Origin of the sequence: Rhizobium aethiopicum, from assembly GCF_014197535.1 — a bacterium.
Classification (GTDB): domain Bacteria; phylum Pseudomonadota; class Alphaproteobacteria; order Rhizobiales; family Rhizobiaceae; genus Rhizobium; species Rhizobium aethiopicum_A.
In genome coordinates this window covers 1-16,950 of record NZ_JACIFV010000031.1, presented here as the reverse complement: position 1 = coordinate 16,950, position 16,950 = coordinate 1, and the positions used below count along the sequence as shown (strand labels likewise).

General features: G+C 60.9%; 18 protein-coding genes and 1 pseudogene. 13 read left to right on the top strand and 6 right to left on the bottom strand.

Features of this window, described 5'->3' with window-relative positions; genetic code table 11:
- Positions 1-42: 42 nt before the first annotated feature.
- The 4 genes from GGD53_RS27615 to GGD53_RS27600 form a co-directional block, all read right to left on the bottom strand.
- On the bottom strand, positions 43-984 hold the full coding sequence (locus tag GGD53_RS27615) for a substrate-binding domain-containing protein (RefSeq protein WP_184459906.1): 942 nt from the start codon (positions 982-984) through the stop codon (positions 43-45).
- A 95-nt stretch (positions 985-1,079) separates the two neighbouring features.
- Positions 1,080-1,916, bottom strand: a complete 837-nt coding sequence (locus tag GGD53_RS27610; protein ID WP_184459905.1) for a 3-methyl-2-oxobutanoate hydroxymethyltransferase — start codon at positions 1,914-1,916, stop codon at positions 1,080-1,082.
- A complete protein-coding gene (locus GGD53_RS27605) occupies positions 1,913-2,224 on the bottom strand; it encodes a MocE family 2Fe-2S type ferredoxin (RefSeq protein ID WP_184459904.1) in 312 nt (103 codons plus the stop codon). The genes GGD53_RS27610 and GGD53_RS27605 overlap by 4 nt, the downstream gene beginning before the upstream one ends.
- A gap of 46 nt (positions 2,225-2,270) precedes the next feature.
- Positions 2,271-3,416 (bottom strand): fatty acid desaturase family protein, encoded by a 1,146-nt coding sequence (locus GGD53_RS27600; protein WP_184459903.1) that lies wholly within the window; start codon positions 3,414-3,416, stop codon positions 2,271-2,273.
- Between the two features lie 426 nt (positions 3,417-3,842).
- On the opposite strand from GGD53_RS27600, the gene GGD53_RS27595 reads away from it, so the two are divergent.
- On the top strand, positions 3,843-4,868 hold the full coding sequence (locus tag GGD53_RS27595; RefSeq protein WP_184459902.1) for a LacI family DNA-binding transcriptional regulator: 1,026 nt from the start codon (positions 3,843-3,845) through the stop codon (positions 4,866-4,868).
- 77 nt (positions 4,869-4,945) lie between these two features.
- Here GGD53_RS27595 and GGD53_RS27590 read toward each other — a convergent pair whose 3' ends face one another.
- Positions 4,946-5,434, bottom strand: a complete 489-nt coding sequence (locus GGD53_RS27590; protein WP_184459901.1) for a 2,4'-dihydroxyacetophenone dioxygenase family protein — start codon at positions 5,432-5,434, stop codon at positions 4,946-4,948.
- Positions 5,435-5,449: 15 nt separating this feature from the next.
- A complete protein-coding gene (locus GGD53_RS27585) occupies positions 5,450-6,154 on the bottom strand; it encodes an SDR family NAD(P)-dependent oxidoreductase (protein ID WP_184459900.1) in 705 nt (234 codons plus the stop codon).
- A 345-nt stretch (positions 6,155-6,499) separates the two neighbouring features.
- On the opposite strand from GGD53_RS27585, the gene GGD53_RS27580 reads away from it, so the two are divergent.
- The 12 genes and pseudogenes from GGD53_RS27580 to GGD53_RS32430 form a co-directional block, all read left to right on the top strand.
- Positions 6,500-7,414, top strand: coding sequence for a metal ABC transporter substrate-binding protein (locus GGD53_RS27580; RefSeq protein ID WP_184459899.1), 915 nt, complete (start codon positions 6,500-6,502; stop codon positions 7,412-7,414).
- Between the two features lie 62 nt (positions 7,415-7,476).
- Positions 7,477-8,382 carry a manganese/iron ABC transporter ATP-binding protein gene (locus GGD53_RS27575; protein ID WP_184459898.1) on the top strand — a complete coding sequence of 302 codons (906 nt, stop codon included), beginning with the start codon at positions 7,477-7,479 and terminating at the stop codon, positions 8,380-8,382.
- Positions 8,379-9,239: a metal ABC transporter permease gene (locus GGD53_RS27570; RefSeq protein ID WP_184459897.1), complete on the top strand. Its 861-nt coding sequence runs from the start codon at positions 8,379-8,381 to the stop codon at positions 9,237-9,239. The genes GGD53_RS27575 and GGD53_RS27570 overlap by 4 nt, the downstream gene beginning before the upstream one ends.
- Positions 9,236-10,081, top strand: a complete 846-nt coding sequence (locus GGD53_RS27565; RefSeq protein WP_184459896.1) for a metal ABC transporter permease — start codon at positions 9,236-9,238, stop codon at positions 10,079-10,081. The genes GGD53_RS27570 and GGD53_RS27565 overlap by 4 nt, the downstream gene beginning before the upstream one ends.
- A 355-nt stretch (positions 10,082-10,436) precedes the next feature.
- The gene (locus GGD53_RS27560; protein ID WP_184459895.1) at positions 10,437-11,321 is read left to right on the top strand and encodes a dihydrodipicolinate synthase family protein; all 885 of its coding nucleotides are present in this window, start codon (positions 10,437-10,439) and stop codon (positions 11,319-11,321) included.
- Positions 11,322-11,328: 7 nt separating this feature from the next.
- The gene (locus GGD53_RS27555; protein ID WP_184459894.1) at positions 11,329-12,006 is read left to right on the top strand and encodes a GntR family transcriptional regulator; all 678 of its coding nucleotides are present in this window, start codon (positions 11,329-11,331) and stop codon (positions 12,004-12,006) included.
- Between the two features lie 54 nt (positions 12,007-12,060).
- Entirely contained in the window at positions 12,061-13,389 is a 1,329-nt protein-coding gene (locus GGD53_RS27550) for an ABC transporter substrate-binding protein (protein ID WP_184459893.1), read from the top strand.
- Entirely contained in the window at positions 13,389-14,327 is a 939-nt protein-coding gene (locus tag GGD53_RS27545; protein ID WP_184459892.1) for a carbohydrate ABC transporter permease, read from the top strand. The genes GGD53_RS27550 and GGD53_RS27545 overlap by 1 nt, the downstream gene beginning before the upstream one ends.
- Positions 14,327-15,142, top strand: coding sequence for a carbohydrate ABC transporter permease (locus GGD53_RS27540; RefSeq protein WP_184459891.1), 816 nt, complete (start codon positions 14,327-14,329; stop codon positions 15,140-15,142). Before GGD53_RS27545 ends, GGD53_RS27540 begins: the two co-directional genes overlap by 1 nt.
- A gap of 19 nt (positions 15,143-15,161) precedes the next feature.
- Entirely contained in the window at positions 15,162-16,145 is a 984-nt protein-coding gene (locus tag GGD53_RS27535; RefSeq protein ID WP_184459890.1) for a sugar kinase, read from the top strand.
- Between the two features lie 92 nt (positions 16,146-16,237).
- The gene (locus GGD53_RS27530) at positions 16,238-16,465 is read left to right on the top strand and encodes a ribbon-helix-helix domain-containing protein (RefSeq protein WP_184459889.1); all 228 of its coding nucleotides are present in this window, start codon (positions 16,238-16,240) and stop codon (positions 16,463-16,465) included.
- Positions 16,465-16,759, top strand: a pseudogene (locus GGD53_RS32430) (type II toxin-antitoxin system RelE/ParE family toxin); the annotation flags it as partial. The gene GGD53_RS27530 and the pseudogene GGD53_RS32430, both read left to right, overlap by 1 nt.
- Positions 16,760-16,950: the final 191 nt, after the last annotated feature.

Below are 16,950 nucleotides of genomic sequence, written 5' to 3'. Positions count from 1 at the left end.
GGGCATCCGCGGTAAAGTACCGCGGATGCCGAGATGGCATGCTTATTTGCCGCCCATGATCTTGGCGTAGAAAGGCGCCTTGTCGGCTTCGTAGAGTGCACCGGTGATGATGTCGAAGTTGATGGGAATACCGCTCGCTTCAGACATCAGCGCCGAAAGGCACATGTAGGACGTCGCCAATGGATCCTGCCACATGCCGGCATTCACATAACCTTCGCTGACCTCTGAGGTCGTATCTAATGAGTTGCCCCATCCCACCACCGGAATCTCGCCCTTGGCAATGCCGGCCTGATCCCAGACGCGTTTGATCGAACCGGTTACGAGATCGCCGAGACCGATGACGGCATTGATCTTTTTGCGGTTGGCGGTGACGTAGTCGGTCATCCGGTTGATGGCCTCCGCCTGGTCGTAGGAGGCGTCCTGGATTTCCCAGGTAATCCCGAGCGGCTTGAAGACTTCGTCGGCGCCCGCCGATTCCTCTTCGCCGTAGCCTGCGCCCGGAACTTCGAGCGGCATCCAGACGAAATCGCCCTTCTTCACCAGCTTATGGTCGACCAGATACTGCGCCCAGGTGCGGCCGACGACCTTGAGATCGACGCCGACATAGGCTCTCCAGGCCGGCGCCGGGTCCTTGGTGTTGAAGTTGATGACCGGAATGTTCGCCCGGTTGGCCTCGTTGACAACGTCCACCAAAGTGCCAGGCCCCGGGCTCGTCGTGCAGATACCGTTAGCGCCGGCGGCAATGGCGGCGCGGATGGCTTCCTGATGGCTCGGTACGTCATTCGAATGGAACGAGGTGTTCACCTTCACACCGGTATCGGCAGCGAATTTCTCGGCTCCCTGAAGAAAGTAGGTCCAGACCGGATCGGTCGGCGAGCCGTGCGAAATCCAGTAAAAGGTTTTGTTCGGGGCACCCTGCGCCACTGCAACTGCTGGCATCAGCGCCAATGCGGCCACCGCGCCCAGAAAAGTTCGTCTCAGCATGTCCTGTCTCCTCCCGTTGGTGGCCGGTCTCTATACTCCTTCCGGCCGGTGAAATCTGTGGTGTTACGAGCGACGTGTTGGCTCGGTCGGCCTCCTCATTGCCGATCGACCCCGTCGATGAATTTCTCCAGTTCGCGCGGATCCATGCGGATCAGATGGCGGTCCTGCGGGAAAGTGCCGTCTGCGACATCCGCGGCATATTCGCTGAAAGCCGCGGCCCGCTCGCGTTGCAGCCGCGCATATTCCGCACCGAAATCGCGATAGGCCCGGGCGTGGCGCGGAACATGACCTTCGGTGTAGCCCAGTATGTCGTTGGCGAAGAGATATTGCGCGTCGCAACCCGGCCCGGCGCCCATCGACCATAGCAGGATTCCGACTCGCTTGCTGATCTCGGCCGCAACCTCCGCAGGCACGACCTCGATTTCGACCGCGAAGGCACCGGCGCTCTCATAGGCCTTGACTTCCTCGAAGAGCCGCAGCGCCGCCTCGGCAGTCTTTCCGACCGCTTTGAAGCCACCGCTCCACGTGGCGCGGGTAGGAACCAGCCCGACGTGACCAACGACGGGGAAATATTCACGGGAGAGCTTTTCGACCGTCCTCCGCGAGCCCGAACAGTAGACTGCGTCGGCGCCCCGGTTCAGCGCATTGCCGCACCAGCGGAGATAATCGTCCGAGGTACCCATCTCGAGATGGGTCTGCCCAGTCATCGAAAAGACCGTCGGGGCAACCGCGCGGTAGCGCGGATCAAGGACGATCTCGGCCGGCACGGAAGCGATGTCGATCCCCGCTGCTTCGGCGGCTGCCGCCTCATCGAGGCTGAAATAGCGCAGCATGGTCAACTGGCGCCGACCTTTCCAGGCGCGCAGGTCCGCCACCGTAGGCAAACGGCGTGATGTGACACCCCGGTTCACATGTCTCGTAACCTCTGTCATTCAACCAACACCAGGACTTGCCCGTGCTCGCGACGGACAGAATAGGTTCGCAGGTTCTCGCAGGCAGGCGAGCGCTTGGCCTCTCCTGTGCGATAGTCGAATTGGCCATTGTGTTTCGGACACTCGATCACATAGTCGAGCACCAGTCCGTCTGAGAGCTCCACCTGTTCGTGAGTACAGAGCCCATCGGTGCAAAAGAATTCGTCGTCAGGGCTCCGAAAGATAGCAAAGCTCCGTCCGCCATGGACCCAGCCCAAAACGTCTTCCTTGTCGATCTCGTCTTCGGCGCAGGCAGCTACCCAGGGCATATCATCCTCGTCTCGATGTTGATTGGAAATCTCTGATGGCGCGCGATCATGCTGGGGATCTTTCCGGCACCGCCGCATGCAGCTCTTCGCGATAAGGTTTGGCCCCTTGCGGCAAGGTACGCTTGAGGTAATAGCCGGGCTCTCGCCTCTGCCGCATGATCGCCTGAAACATCTCGCGATAACCGTCCCAGATCGAGGTGTTGGCGGGCGGCAGGTCGTGCTTGATCGCCTCGTGCAGCCTTGCCAACGCATGGTAAGGCACCATCGGGAACATGTGGTGCTCGACGTGATAGCCCATGTTCCAATAAATGAAGCGACTGATCGGGTTCATATAGACGGTGCGCGAGTTAAGCCGATGGTCGAGCACATCCTGCGCAAGCCCACCGTGCTGCAGGAGCCCGGTCATCACCATATGCCAGCAGCCATAGATGCGCGGACCGCCGATCAGCATAAGTGGGATCGTGGCCTTCCAGCCTGCGCCGACCATAAGCATGCCGATCGAACTCAGCACAGTGGCGGCGTAGATTGCCATATGCACCCGCGCCCAGAACACTGCTTTCGGCCATTCGCTTTTGGGCACATAGTCCTTCTCGTCTGGCGAAAGGGTCCCGGCCGCATTACGAGCGAGGGTCCTGAGGTTTTGCCAGACCTCGACCACGCCGGTATAGGCAAGCGCTTTCAGCGTCAGCGCAATCGGATGCATCCAGGCGATCTCGGGATCGCGACCGACGATGATCGTATCGGTATGGTGGCGGGCGTGGCTCCAGCGCCAATTCACCGGATTGCGCGCCACCTGGAACGAAGAGATGTGGTAAAGCACGTCGTTCATCCAGCGGGTGCGGAAGGCGGTGCCGTGGCCGCATTCGTGCCAGCGCGCATCGCAGGCCGAGCCATACATCACCCCATAGGCAAACCAGAACGGCACCGCCCACCAGCTACCCCAGAACCAGATGCCGCCAGCGGCAAAAGCCACGTGGAGAATGGCCCATAGGATCGTGTCGCGGATCGCCGGCTGGTCGCTGCGCTGCATTAATTCTTTCATCAGCTTGCGCGGCACTTCGGTATGGTACCATTCGGCCGCAGCAAGGCCGGCCTCAACGGCTCGCAGAGAGGAAGGCCCGGTCAAGCTGTAATCGCGAGGGGGTACTGGATCCGGCCCAACCCTTTCGACATCGGTGGAATGAACGCTCATGCGATCGCCTCTGGCTTTGAGGACAAATGGCAGGTGCGGAAGACGGCTCGACCGGTGTCACGCGCGCAGGTTTCATGTGTGCTGCCTCGCTCCGAACCCGTCACCCCTTTGTTCCTCCAGACGTTATTTGCCCATCATGTCGAGCAGCGAACCCGCGGCGATTACCTTCAAGCCGTGATGCAGCTGCTGATACCGAGCCTGGCGCGTGGGTTGGACGTCCGCAACTCGATATCACATCAAATTACATCAGAAGATTCTTGGTTCTTATGATACCGGTGGCAGCAGGTTTCCAAAAAAAGTAAGATTTTTACGCAGGTTTTGAATTCGTATCGGGAGAACCTCCGATGATGTAATTTAGTCGTGTCTGCTGATGTGATGATGGATTTTGCAGTATGCGGCATCTTCGGTGGAAGCCTGAGGGAGATCATGAAGAAAGCGACGATTACGGATATCGCTCGAAAGTCCGGTCTCTCGACTGCAACGGTCGATCGGGCACTGAACGACCGCGGAGGCGTCAGTGCAGCCAATCGCCAGAGGGTGCTTCGCGCCGCAAAGGAACTGGGCTATCTCCCGAGCGAGGGAATGCTCGCCTTGCCTTCCCGCCCGGCGCATCTGGAGTTCTTCATTCCGTTCGGGCACAACTCGTTCATGCAGGATGTCGCCAGGAAGATCACAGCCTTCGCATCGTCCCTGCCGCTCGTGGCGTCGTGCAATGTCACGGCGCTCGACGGCATTGATCCCGACGCGCTCGTGACGGCGCTCGAAGATCTTCCGCTCCAAACCAATGGCGTCGGGATAATTACCGTAGACCATCCCAAAACGCGGCACGCAATCCGGCGCCTGTGCGAATCCGGCGTCCGCGTCGTCACCATCGTGACGGACGTTCTCTCGACCCCACGCTCCGCTTTCGTCGGCGTCGATAACCTGGTGGCCGGCCGAACCGCGGCGCTGATTATGGGGCTCATGTCACGGAGGGCGACGGGATCGATAGGCCTCTTTCTCGGATCGCGAACGCTCCATGGGCACCAACAGCGGGAATATGGATTCCGGACCCTGCTGGAGGAGCAGTTCAAGCATCTGACGATCCTTCCTGCAATCGAAACCCGTGACGAGAACAAGCTGTCCCGGCCGGCGATGGAACGGATACTACGCGACACCGCTGATCTCGTCGGCATCTATTGTGTCGGCGCAGGCAGGGCCGGCATCGCCGAAGTCCTGCAAGCGGCGACAGGAACAAGACGTCCCTTCGTGATCATGCATGACCTCACCGACGCCACGCGGACATGGCTGGCCGAAGATCTGATCGACGTCGTGATCGACCAGAATGCGCGCCTGATCGGCGAGCAGGTGGTCATAAGGCTTCTCGGTTCGATCGCAGCAAGCACGCCGACCTTATCTTTGAAGAACATCGAGCCACGGATCATCTTTCGCGAGAATATCCCGCTCGTGTAGCGCGGAAAGTGCTTGCATAAGCGGCATCCCTTCGCGCCGTTTTCGGCGGCGCGAGTGGTGAGGATTTCACCCTCGCCCTATCGGACGAACTGCTTCACGAAATCGGCGCCGAGGCCGACCTTCTGATAATGGGCGGCGCACATGTCGATCTTGGTGAAGACATCCTCGAAGCCGGTGTGATCGCCGTTTTCGTCGACATAGTACATACAGCCTGAAATGTTGAAGAAGGTGATCATCTCCTCGACATCGTCAGGCACGGTCAGCGTATGGGTCTCGCCCGGCGGTTCGAAGACGTAGGATCCTTCGGTGGCGATCCAATCATGTTCGAGGTAGCGCCAGCGGCCCTTGATGACATAACCGTGGACTGGTCCGGGGTGCCGATGACGGCTGAGAATGCCGGCGCGCCGCACCCGCAGGAGATTGCACCACCCGCCCTGCAGCGTGTTCAGCATCAGCGGGCGGAACCAGACGTCGGGGGCCTGGGGAACCCAGAGCCGTTCATCTTCGGGAACCGCCGCGACGACGATCTCGGGCGGCGACATAGGGTGGACAGATTGATAGGCCATGGATCCTCTCTCTTTTCAAGCTGCGGCATAGCCGCCGTCGACAGGCAGGATGACGCCGGTCATGAAGCCGGCCGCTTCCGAGCACAGGAAGACGATGGGGCCGGCGACGTCTTCTGGCTTGCCCCAGCGGCGCATCGGCGTGCGCTGCAGGATGGGCTCTGCTCGGCTCGCGTCTTCGTAGAGGGGACGGGTCAGCTCGGTGGCGATCCAGCCGGGCGCCACCGCGTTAACCCTGATCTTGTCCGCCGCCCAGGCGACGGCCAGCGATTTGGTGAGCTGTGCGATGCCGCCCTTGCTGGCGGTGTAGGCAGGCACGGCAGGTCCGCCGAAGAAGGACAGCATGGAAGCGGTATTGACGATCGCGCCGCCCTCTCGCGCCAGCAGCGGCTTGGCCGCGACGCAAACCCGCATCGTGCCCGAGAGATTGACGTCGATGACCTCCGCGAAGGTGGCGGGATCGAATTCCGCGCCTCCGCGCCGGATGAGGCCGGCGCAGTTGACGAGCGCATCGAGCCTGCCGAAGGAAGCGATCAGCCTCTCGACGGCGGCCTGCTCGCGCACGTCGAGCACGACGCCGGCAAGTCCTTCCCTCTTCGGCATGGCATCGATTTCGGCGGCATCGATCCCGGTCGCCGTCACACAATAGCCTGCGTCCCGAAGCGCCAAGGCGGCCGCAAGACCGATGCCGCGACCGCCACCCGTCACTAGTGCATGTTTCATACGCCAACCTCTTTGCTCAGACATGCCCGAACCTCTTTTCTCACGGGAATAGGCGCTACCGCGTCATAGCCCCGCATCGAAAGTGCCGCGGCTGCATTGGCATATCATGGGGCTCGCATCTCGATCCGCAAAAAGTCCGCGCGCATGAGGATCGAGCCGCGTCACTGCCAATTTAAAACCATTCTATAGGCGGCGTCGCAATCATTTGCATCCGACTGCGAAATCTTTATTGCAATTCATTCGCAATTGCAGAATATGGAGAGACTGGAGTCATCTCTTTGCAGCGTCACGGGGAAGGCTCGAACCGCCAACTGCAATTAACTCTTAATAGCACCGGAGATATTCATGCTCGATAAGGTAAGACAGTCGATCCTGACGGGGATGATAGGAGCGGCGTTTGCGGCCGTGCTGACAGTCGTTCCGGCATCGGCGCAGGAAAAATTCAAGGCGGTGACGACATTCACCGTCATCGCCGACATTGCCAAGAACGTTGCGGGTGACGCGGCCGTCGTCGAATCCATTACCAAGCCCGGCGCCGAGATCCACAATTACCAGCCGACGCCGGGCGATATCCAGCGCGCCCAGGGTGCGCAGCTCGTCCTGTGGAACGGCCTCAATCTGGAGCGCTGGTTCGAGAAGTTCTTCCAGAATCTGAAGGACGTGCCTGAAGTGGTGGTCTCGACAGGCGTCGAGCCGATGGGCATTGCCGAAGGACCTTATCAGGGCAAGCCGAACCCGCACGCCTGGATGTCGCCGGCGGCGGCACTGATCTATGTCAACAATATCCGCGATGCCTTCGTGAAGTACGATCCTGCCAATGCCGCAATCTACAAGGCGAATGCCGAGGCTTACAAGGAGAAGATCAAGGCGACCGTCGAGCCCATCAAGGCACGGCTTGCTGCCGTACCCGAGGCCAAGCGCTGGCTGGTATCGAGCGAAGGCGCCTTCTCCTATCTTGCCCGCGACTTCGGTTTGAAGGAGCTCTACCTTTGGCCCATCAATGCCGATCAGCAGGGAACGCCGCAGCAGGTGCGCAAGGTGATTGACGCCGTCCGGAAAAACGGCATCACCGTCGTCTTCTCCGAGAGCACGATCTCGTCCAAGCCCGCCGAACAGGTGGCGCGTGAGACAGGCGCCAAATATGGCGGCGTTCTCTACGTCGATTCGCTGAGCGAGGCCGATGGTCCGGTTCCGACCTATCTCGATCTCCTCAAGGTCACGTCGGAAGCCATCGCCAAGGGCCTGGCGTCCTCGTCCTGATCAGGCGACAGGGACCTCGCCCGCGGGCGGGGTCTAATTCATGTGTTCATGGGGGTGTTTCGATGAGTGTTCAACTCGGCCGGCAGAAGCAGGCCGCCTCCGGCTTCGAGGGGAGCGGGATTCTGGTGGACGGCGCGACCGTCACCTACCGCAACGGTCATACGGCACTGCGGGACGCGAGTTTCGTCACCCCCACCGGCACGATCACCGCATTGGTCGGCGTCAACGGCTCGGGAAAATCGACCCTCTTCAAGTCGATCATGGGCTTCATCCGCCTTGCCAAGGGCGATATCCGGGTGCTCGGCATGCCGGTCAAGGACGCGCTGCGCAAGAACCTCGTTGCCTATGTGCCGCAGTCGGAAGAGGTCGACTGGAACTTCCCCGTTCTGGTCGAGGACGTCGTGATGATGGGCCGTTACGGACATATGGGCATGATGCGTATTCCCAGGGCCGCCGACTATCAGGCGGTGTCGGCGGCACTTGCCCGCGTCAACATGAGCGAATTCCGCAAGCGGCAGATCGGCGAGCTTTCCGGCGGCCAGAAGAAGCGGGTCTTCCTCGCCCGCGCGCTGGCGCAGGACGGAAAAGTCATCCTGCTCGACGAGCCATTTACCGGCGTGGACGTCAAGACCGAGGAACAGATCATTAAGCTGCTTCGCGAACTTCGAGATGAGGGCCGGGTTATGCTTGTTTCGACGCATAATCTTGGCTCCGTGCCGGAATTCTGCGACCGGACGATCCTGATCAAGGGCACTGTGCTCGCCTACGGGCCGACTTTCGAGACCTTCACCCAGGAAAACCTGGAGAAGGCCTTCGGCGGTGTGCTGCGCCATTTCGTGCTGAACGAAGCCCCAAGCGCCAGACCGACATCCATCGGCCTGATCAGCGACGACGAACGGCCCCTCGTGTTTCGCGAAGGCAAGGCGACGGCAGGCGCATCGGATGGCGAAGGCGGAGACTGGGAATGACGGCCGTTCTCACCGAGCCCTTCACCTACAACTACATGCTGAACGCCATGTGGGTATCGGCCCTCGTCGGCGGCGTCTGTGCCTTTCTTTCCTGTTACCTGATACTGAAGGGCTGGTCGCTGATCGGCGATGCGCTCTCCCATGCGATCGTCCCCGGTGTAGCCGGCGCCTATATGCTCGGGCTTCCCTTCTCGATCGGCGCTTTCTTCTCCGGCGGTCTTGCCGCAGCCGCCATGCTTTTCCTCAACCAGCGCACCAAGCTGAAGGAAGACGCCATCATCGGCCTGATCTTTTCCTCCTTCTTCGGGCTTGGCCTATTCATGGTGTCGCTGAAACCGACGGCGGTGAACATCCAGACGATCGTGCTCGGCAATATTCTCGCCATCACACCCGAGGATACGCTGCAACTCGCCATCATCGGCTTCGTGTCGCTGGCCATCCTGCTCGTCAAGTGGAAGGACCTAATGGTCACTTTCTTCGACGAGAGTCATGCCCGCTCGATCGGCCTTAATCCGACCGTGCTCAAGATCATGTTCTTCACGCTGCTTTCCGCCTCCACCGTCGCGGCACTGCAGACGGTCGGCGCATTCCTGGTCATCTGCATGGTGGTGACCCCTGGCGCGACCGCCTATCTGCTGACCGATCGTTTCGCGCGTCTCCTGCTCATCGCGATCGCGATCGGCTCGATCACCAGCTTCTCAGGCGCCTATGCGAGCTACTTTCTCGACGGCGCGACCGGCGGCATCATCGTTGTGCTCCAGACGGCAATCTTCCTGCTTGCCTTCCTCTTTGCCCCCAAGCACGGAATACTCGCCGCACGCAGGAGGGCCGCGCAGGCACTGGAGGCGGCGCGATGAACTTCCTCGATACGCTGCTTTCGCCTTTCCAGTTCGTATTCATGGTCCATGCGCTTGTCATTTCGGTGCTCGTCGCCGTGCCGATGGCGCTTCTGTCCAGCTTCGTGGTGCTGAAGGGCTGGTCGCTGATGGGCGACGCGATCAGCCACGCAATCTTTCCCGGCGTCGTCATTGCCTATATCGTCGGCTTTCCCTATGCAGTCGGCGCCTTCGCCGCCGGCATGTTCTGCGCCATCGCCACCGGCTTCCTCGAAGAAAACAGCCGCATCAAGGAAGACACGGTGATGGGCATCGTCTTCTCCGGCATGTTCGGGCTCGGCCTTGTGCTCTACGTCAAAATCCAAACCGACGTGCATCTCGACCATATCCTGTTCGGCGACATGCTCGGCGTCTCGTGGGGCGATATTGCGCAGGCGACCGTGGTCGCCGCGGTCACGGCGGGCATTCTCGGCATCAAGTGGAAGGACTTCCTGCTGCACGCTTTCGACCCGACGCAGGCAAAGGCGGTGGGGCTGAGAATCGGTCTCCTGCATTACGGCCTGCTCGCGCTCATCTCGCTGACCATCGTGGGCGCCCTGCAGGCGGTCGGCATCATTCTTTCGATCGCCATGCTAATCGCGCCGGGCGCCATCGCCTTCCTGCTGACCCGAAAGTTCAGCACCATGCTCGTCCTGTCGATCGCCATCGCCGTCACCGGCTCCTTCACGGGCGTCTACCTGTCCTTCTTCATCGACAGCGCACCCGCACCGACCATCGTGCTCGTGCTCTCAATCATTTTCGTACTCGCCTTCGTCCATGCCATGCGCCAGGCGGCCCGGAGCGACGCCGCGGAGCCGGTCTAGCCGGCGCAAAGCATCCGGCCGTCGAAGGCGCTCTGACCTGAATGGAATTGCACCGCCACGAACCTTCTTCGGACCATCCGCGCCCGTTTGAAGCACGCCGTCGGCCTGTCCGGCTTCGGCGGGCGTCCCGATCCGGTGCTCATTCATGCGACCAGGCAAGATCCACCTTCTCGATGTTACCTAGTCCTCAAGTCGTAAAGACATCTGCCGAGGTAAATTGCAGACGCACGACCTTGCCGGCGGGCAACGTGATTCTATCTGAGTGAAGTGAAAGCCGCCAAGACACCGATGATCAGTCCTTTACAACTAACATGTCAGTCTGCTACACCTGACCCATTAGCTGGGAGGATCAAAGTTGACATCAAGATTCGGGCTTTCCGTCGCTCTCGCCACGCCGTTCGACAGCGATGGCAATATTGCGATCGAGGCGATGATCGCGCAGGCGCGGCGCTGCCTTGCCGCCGGATGCTCCAGCGTGACGCTGTTCGGGACGACGGGCGAGGGTTCCTCCATCGGGCACGGCGAACGGGAACGCGTGCTGGCCGCCTTTCTCGATGCCGGCATCGCGCCCGACAACATCATCGTCGGCGTGCTCGTCGATGCCGCGGAGGATGCGGCGACGCAGGCCGGTCAGGCTCTTTCCCTGGGCGCCCGCAATATCCTTCTTGCCCCGCCGTCCTATTTCAAGAACGTCAGCGACGACGGCGTCTTCCAGTGGTTTTCCGCCGTATTCGCCCTGCTGGGTGACGCGGCGCGGGATATCATACTCTACAATCTTCCCTCGCTCACCATGGTGCCGCTGAGTGTGTCGCTGATCGGTCGGCTGCGGACCGCCTTTCCCCATATCGTCACGGGCGTCAAGGATTCCTCCGGCGACTGGCCTTATACGGAAGCGCTTCTCGAAGCGCATAGTGATCTCATCATCCTGGTCGGCGACGAGCGGCACCTCGCAAGGGCCGTGCGGCTCGGCGGCCAGGGCGCGATCTCGGGCATGGCGAATTTCGTGCCCCGCGAACTCAAGCCGATGGCCGAGGAGGGCAGGGATGATAACCGCGTTGCCGATTTCGTCCTTGAATTGCTGAAACACCCTGTCGTTCCGGCCGTGAAGGCGATGGTCGCGCGCACGACGTCGGAGGAGACATGGATCGCGGTCCGTCCGCCGCTTACTTCGATATCCGGCGAAGCGCGGGCGCAGCTCGCTCTGGCATTCGATAATCTTTTCCGCTCGAAAGCCGCATAGGTCGGGCATGTTTCTGGAGGAGGCGATGGACGGAACGGAGGAGCAGCCGACACTGCGGGAAAAGGCGTATGCGAGCTTCACGCGCCACCTCCTTGCTCGTGACATGCGTCCCGGCCAGTTCGTGTCCCAGCGCCGCCTCGTGGACCTGACGGGGCTGCCGCTCGGCGCCATCCGCGAACTCATCCCCAGGCTCGAAGCCGAAGGGCTGATCAAGACGGTGCCACAGCGGGGTTTGCAGATTGCGCATATCGATCTCAACCTCATTCGCGAAGCCTTCCAGCTGCGCGTGTTCCTGGAGAAGGAAGCCGTGGCCCTCTTCACCCGGTCCGCGTCGGATGAGACGATCGCAAAGCTCTTGAAGCAGCACCGCGATATCGCCGACGCCATCCGCAGCGGCGACGGCTCGCACGAATTGGAGCTGCGCGCCCAGGCTGTCGACTGGGGCATGCACGATGCCTTTATCGACGCCCTTGGCAATACTATCATTTCGAACGCCTACCGCGTGAACTCGATCAAGATGCGCCTGATCAGCCAGGACCGCTTTCGCATCGACGGTCACGTCGGACCCGTCATGGGCGAGCACCTGAAGGTGCTCGAGGCGATCGAACGCCGTTCGGCGGAGGACGCCGTCAACAGCCTTGTCGCACACATCAATCATGCAAGGGATCGTGCGCTCGGGATATAATCGAGAATGAACAGCCGGGGATGAGGAGATCGCCGGCAAAAGGAGGAGGATTACATGTCATCATTCTTCAACCCGACGAGGCGCGGATTTCTGGCCGGCTCGGCTGCTCTTGGGGCCAGCAGCATGCTCGGCATGCGGCCGGCCGCCGCCGCGGTCGACTGGAAGCGCTTTGCCGGCACCACGCTTGAGGTCAATCTGGTCAAGAGCCCGCGCAGCGAAATCCTGACCAAGTACCTGTCCGAGTTCGAAGAGCTCACCGGCATCAAGGTCAATGCCGAAGCAACCCCCGAACAGCAGCAGCGCCAGAAGACGACCATCGAGCTGAGCTCCGGTAAACCGAGCTTCGACGTCGTGCACCTGAGCTACCACGTCCAGAAGCGGCAGTTCGAGAAAGGCGGCTGGCTTGCCGATATCAGCGGCTTCCTCAAGGACGCCTCTCTGACCGACCCGTCTCTGGTGGAAAGTGATTTCGCCGAAGCAGGCCTCGCTTTCGCCAAGGACGCGGACGGCGTCCTGCGTTCGCTGCCATTCTCGGTTGATTACTGGATCATCTACTGGAACAAGGCGCTGTTTGAGAAGAAGGGGCTTGCCTACCCCACCAGCTTCGACGAATTGGCAAGTGCCGCAGAGGCCCTCACCGACCCCTCGACAAACACCTACGGATTCGTTGCCCGCGGTCTGAAGAACGCCAACACGCCTGTCTGGACGACGCTACTGCTCGGCTACGGTTCGAGCCCGCTCGGCCCGGACGGCAAGCTACGCACCACATCGCAGGAAGCGATCGACGCGGCCAAGCTTTACCAGAAACTGATGACCAAGACCGCCCCTCCCGGCGTCTCCGGCTTCAACTGGGCCGAGGCGCAGTCGGCCTTCCTGCAAGGCAAGATCGGCATGTGGCTTGATGGCGTCGGTTTTGCTCCGCCGATCGAGAATCCGGAAAAGTCGCGCGTCGTCGGCCAGGTCGGTTACGGCGTCATGCCGAAAGGACCGAAGGCGCAGGCCGCCGGAACCTTCGGCGACGGTCTCGGTGTCGTCGCGGCAAGCCAGAAAAAGGAAGCCGCCTACCTGTTCTGCCAATGGGCGATTTCGCACGACATGGGCGCACGCCTGCTGCAGGCCGGTGCGGGCGTTCCTTTCCGCCAGTCCGTGCTCGAGGATGCGAAGGTCCGGGAAGGCGTCAAGATGCCCGGTACATGGCTGGATGCCGTTGCCGGCTCCGGCAAGATTTCGCAGCTCGCCCTGCCGGTCATCATTCCGGTCACCGAGTTCCGCGACATCTATGGCGTCGGCCTCACCAACATGATCGGCGGCGCCGATCCTGAAACCGAACTGAAGGCGGCAACGGCACAGTTCGAACCCGTCCTGGCGAAAAGCGAGGGGTAATGGCTTCGGCAGGCATCGAAACGGCCGCCATGGCCAAGGCGTCGAAAGGAAGGAGCAAACCGGATCGGTTTGCTCCCAACTACTGGCCCTTCGTCATCCCGGCGCTTATCGTCATCTCAGCCGTCATCGTCTTTCCATGGGTGTTTACGGTGTGGATGAGCGTCAACAGCTGGACGCTCGGCCAGTCACAGGTCTTTGCGGGGCTGGACAATTATATCAGACTCGCCACCGACATGCGCTTCTGGGAGTCGCTGTGGCATACGGTGCTCTATACGACGCTTTCCGTGGTGGTTCCCCTTTTTCTGGGGACGCTCGCCGCGCTGATCTTCGATGCCCAGTTCCCGCTGCGCGGCCTCATACGAGGCATATTCGTGATGCCGATGATGGCGACCCCCGTCGCCATTGCGCTCGTCTGGACGATGATGTACCATCCGCAGCTCGGCGTGCTCAACTATCTCCTCTCCTTCGTCGGCATCGGCCCGCAGGAGTGGATCTACAATCAGCGCAGCGTCATTCCCTCGCTGGTGCTGGTCGAAAGCTGGCAGTGGACGCCGCTCGTCATGCTGATCGTGCTCGGCGGCCTGGCGGCGGTTCCGCGCGAGCCCTATGAAAGCGCGGAGATCGACGGCGCCAATGTCTGGCAGAAATTCCGCTATCTGACGCTGCCGATGATCGCGCCGTTCCTGATGATCGCGGTGATCATCCGCAGCATCGATGCGGTGAAGAGCTTCGACATCATCTATGCGATGACCCAGGGCGGTCCCGGCACAGCATCGGAAACGATCAACATCTATCTCTACAACACCGCCTTCGCCTATTACGACATCGGCTATGGCTCGGCCATGGCGGTCGTCTTCTTCATCCTCATCGTGCTGCTCTCCTTCGTCCTGATGATGATCCGGCAGCGGGTGAACTGGTCCGACGGGGAGGCACGCTGATGAAGCGCAAGACGCTCGATCGCATCGGACTGCTGTTCGTTGCGCTGGTGATGATCTCGCCGGTCGTCCTGTTCTTCCTCTGGATGATCTCGCTGTCGCTGAAATATGAGATCGACAACGGCGCCTATCCGCCGATCTTCATCCCGGAGCGCTTCGCCTGGTCGAACTACGTGAAGGTCTTCGAGGAGAACAATTTCTTCCTCTATCTCTGGAATTCGCTGCTGGTGACGGGCAGCGCCACGCTTCTGGCGCTCTTGATCGGCGTGCCGGCCGGATACGGCATCGCGCGTCTGAAGGCCGAAAAATCGGCGATGGTCATCATGATCGCGCGCATGACGCCGGGGCTGTCCTTCCTCATTCCGCTGTTTCTGCTGTTCCAATGGCTGAACCTGCTCGGCACGCTGATGCCGCAGATCATCATCCATCTCGTTGTCACCGTTCCGATCGTCGTATGGATCCTGATCGGCTATTTCGAAACGACGCCGATGGAGTTGGAGGAGGCTGCAAGCATCGATGGCGCCACGCCCTGGCAGGTTTTCCGCCTGGTCGCCCTGCCGATCGCGAGGCCCGGTATCGTCGTCGCCTTCATCCTGTCGGTGATCTTCTCCTGGAACAATTTCGTCTTCGGCATCGTGCTCGCCAGTCGCGAAACGCGCACGCTGCCGGTCGCCGTCTATAATATGCTGTCTTTCGAACAGGTCAGCTGGGGACCGCTGGCGGCCGCCGCATTGATCGTCACCTTGCCGGTCCTGATCTTGACGGTGTTTGCGCAACGGCAGATCGTCGCCGGGTTGACGGCCGGCGCCGTCAAGTGAGCAGGTGAGACAACCGCCGATGACCCCCTCTGCCTTCGCCCCGCCGCCCGGTCCGCCACGCCGCGTGCTCTGCATCGGCGCGGCAGTGCTCGACACCCTGTTCCGGGTGCGCTCATTGCCCACAGGCCAGGGCAAGATCCTGCCCTATGAGATGCTGCAGGTCGCCGAAGGCATGGCGTCGAGCGCGGCATTCGCCGTCGCCCGGCTTGGCGGCCATGCCAGCCTCTGGGGTGCGGTCGGCGACGATGCGACGGGCGAACGCATCCTTTCCGACCTCGGCGATAGCGGCATAGACACGAGCGGCATGACGGTTGTGCAGGGCGCCCGCTCGGCCGTCTCGACGATCCTCATCGATGATGAGGGCGAACGCCTGATCGTACCTTTCTACGACGATCGGCTCCACAATACAGTGAGGCTGGTCACCGAGCAGGAGATGTCTGCTTTCGATGCGGTGCTTGTCGATGTCCGATGGCCGAAGCTTGCGCTGCAGGCGCTGATCGAAGCCGGCAAGGCCGGCAAACCGGCCATACTCGACGGCGACGTTGCCGGCGAGGGCGTCATCGAGGTGCTGGCGCCGGCGGCGAGCCACATCGTGTTCTCACAGCCGGCGGCCGAGCGGCTTGCCGGGACGGCAGATCTCATTGAGACCGTTGGCCTGCTGAAGCGGAAATTCGAACATGCCTTCATCAGCGTTACGGCTGGCGAAACCGGCTCCCTGTGGTTCGACGATGCAAGCGGCGACATCCGTCACCTTGCCGCGCCGAAGGTGAGAGCAATCGATACACTTGCGGCGGGCGACATCTTCCACGGCGCCTTCGCGCTGGCAATCGCAGAAGGCCTGCCGATCGAAGAGACGATGCGATTGTCGTCCATGGCCGCGGCGCTTAAATGCCAGGTGTTCGGCGGACGCATCGGCGCACCCTCGCGAGCCGAGGCATGCGATGCTCTACGGAATTGGAACGTCCGCGTTTCGAAGGCGAGCGATGTCGAGTTCAATAGGTGAGGCCGGACGTCGTGTCCTCGCCAACCGCGAGATGCGCCTCCGCTGTACGAAGGCCGGTCCTTGCGAATTTTTGCCATGCTTATCTTGATGCCATGAGCACTTTGAATATCTCGCTACCGGACAATCTCGACCAGCAGGTCGCCAGTCGAGGATATGGCACGAGCAGCGAGCACGTGCGCGAACTGATCCGTCGCGACAAGGATCGGCAGCAGTTGCGCAATCTTCTGCTTGAGGGCGCGTCGTCCGAGACGACCGAACCCATTGGTACCAGCTATTTCGATAGCTTGCGCGAGCAGGCAACGAAACAAAGCTCCAAGTGATCGCGAAACCTGTCGTCCCCCGCCAGACGGCTCGCGGGGAAAATGCCTTGAATTTATTATGCTCGCACGGCGGGCGCAGATAGCGGTAGGCTTCATCGATGCACTGCAATCGACCTGAACTTTGATCGCAGAGCATCCTGCATCGGGTTCACTGCGCTACTCATATGAACTCGGTCCGCCCGATCTGCGCTGTACGACGTGAAGGGTTTTCCTTATGTGATCTTCTATCTTGAACGAGCCGACCACGTCGATGTGTGGCGGGTGCTGCACGCCGAGCAGGTTACTCCGGCGTGGCATGCAGGATTTGGAAGCATCGGATTAGCTCGGCGTATTTATGACAGGCCTCTTCGAAAGTTCCATAAGCTATCTTATGCGATTTTTGTTTGTAAGGGCTATTTAGTAATGCGACAGTTGGGCCAGTTAGAGATGCGACAGTCTCGCCTCTCGACGTGCTGGTCAATACCAACGTTGGGAGCAAGGATGGC

What these genes read in the sequence shown, in the direction of transcription:
- GGD53_RS27580 (WP_184459899.1), top strand. Translation starts at nt 6,500, where the DNA reads ATGCTCGATAAGGTAAGACAGTCGATCCTGACGGGGATGATAGGAGCG.
- GGD53_RS27600 (WP_184459903.1), bottom strand. Translation starts at nt 3,416, where the DNA reads ATGAGCGTTCATTCCACCGATGTCGAAAGGGTTGGGCCGGATCCAGTA.
- GGD53_RS27535 (WP_184459890.1), top strand. Translation starts at nt 15,162, where the DNA reads ATGACCCCCTCTGCCTTCGCCCCGCCGCCCGGTCCGCCACGCCGCGTG.
- GGD53_RS27590 (WP_184459901.1), bottom strand. Translation starts at nt 5,434, where the DNA reads ATGGCCTATCAATCTGTCCACCCTATGTCGCCGCCCGAGATCGTCGTC.
- GGD53_RS27565 (WP_184459896.1), top strand. Translation starts at nt 9,236, where the DNA reads ATGAACTTCCTCGATACGCTGCTTTCGCCTTTCCAGTTCGTATTCATG.
- GGD53_RS27605 (WP_184459904.1), bottom strand. Translation starts at nt 2,224, where the DNA reads ATGCCCTGGGTAGCTGCCTGCGCCGAAGACGAGATCGACAAGGAAGAC.
- GGD53_RS27575 (WP_184459898.1), top strand. Translation starts at nt 7,477, where the DNA reads ATGAGTGTTCAACTCGGCCGGCAGAAGCAGGCCGCCTCCGGCTTCGAG.
- GGD53_RS27545 (WP_184459892.1), top strand. Translation starts at nt 13,389, where the DNA reads ATGGCTTCGGCAGGCATCGAAACGGCCGCCATGGCCAAGGCGTCGAAA.
- GGD53_RS27550 (WP_184459893.1), top strand. Translation starts at nt 12,061, where the DNA reads ATGTCATCATTCTTCAACCCGACGAGGCGCGGATTTCTGGCCGGCTCG.
- GGD53_RS27595 (WP_184459902.1), top strand. Translation starts at nt 3,843, where the DNA reads ATGAAGAAAGCGACGATTACGGATATCGCTCGAAAGTCCGGTCTCTCG.
- GGD53_RS27570 (WP_184459897.1), top strand. Translation starts at nt 8,379, where the DNA reads ATGACGGCCGTTCTCACCGAGCCCTTCACCTACAACTACATGCTGAAC.
- GGD53_RS27615 (WP_184459906.1), bottom strand. Translation starts at nt 984, where the DNA reads ATGCTGAGACGAACTTTTCTGGGCGCGGTGGCCGCATTGGCGCTGATG.
- GGD53_RS27555 (WP_184459894.1), top strand. Translation starts at nt 11,329, where the DNA reads ATGTTTCTGGAGGAGGCGATGGACGGAACGGAGGAGCAGCCGACACTG.
- GGD53_RS27610 (WP_184459905.1), bottom strand. Translation starts at nt 1,916, where the DNA reads ATGACAGAGGTTACGAGACATGTGAACCGGGGTGTCACATCACGCCGT.
- GGD53_RS27540 (WP_184459891.1), top strand. Translation starts at nt 14,327, where the DNA reads ATGAAGCGCAAGACGCTCGATCGCATCGGACTGCTGTTCGTTGCGCTG.
- GGD53_RS27530 (WP_184459889.1), top strand. Translation starts at nt 16,238, where the DNA reads ATGAGCACTTTGAATATCTCGCTACCGGACAATCTCGACCAGCAGGTC.
- GGD53_RS27585 (WP_184459900.1), bottom strand. Translation starts at nt 6,154, where the DNA reads ATGAAACATGCACTAGTGACGGGTGGCGGTCGCGGCATCGGTCTTGCG.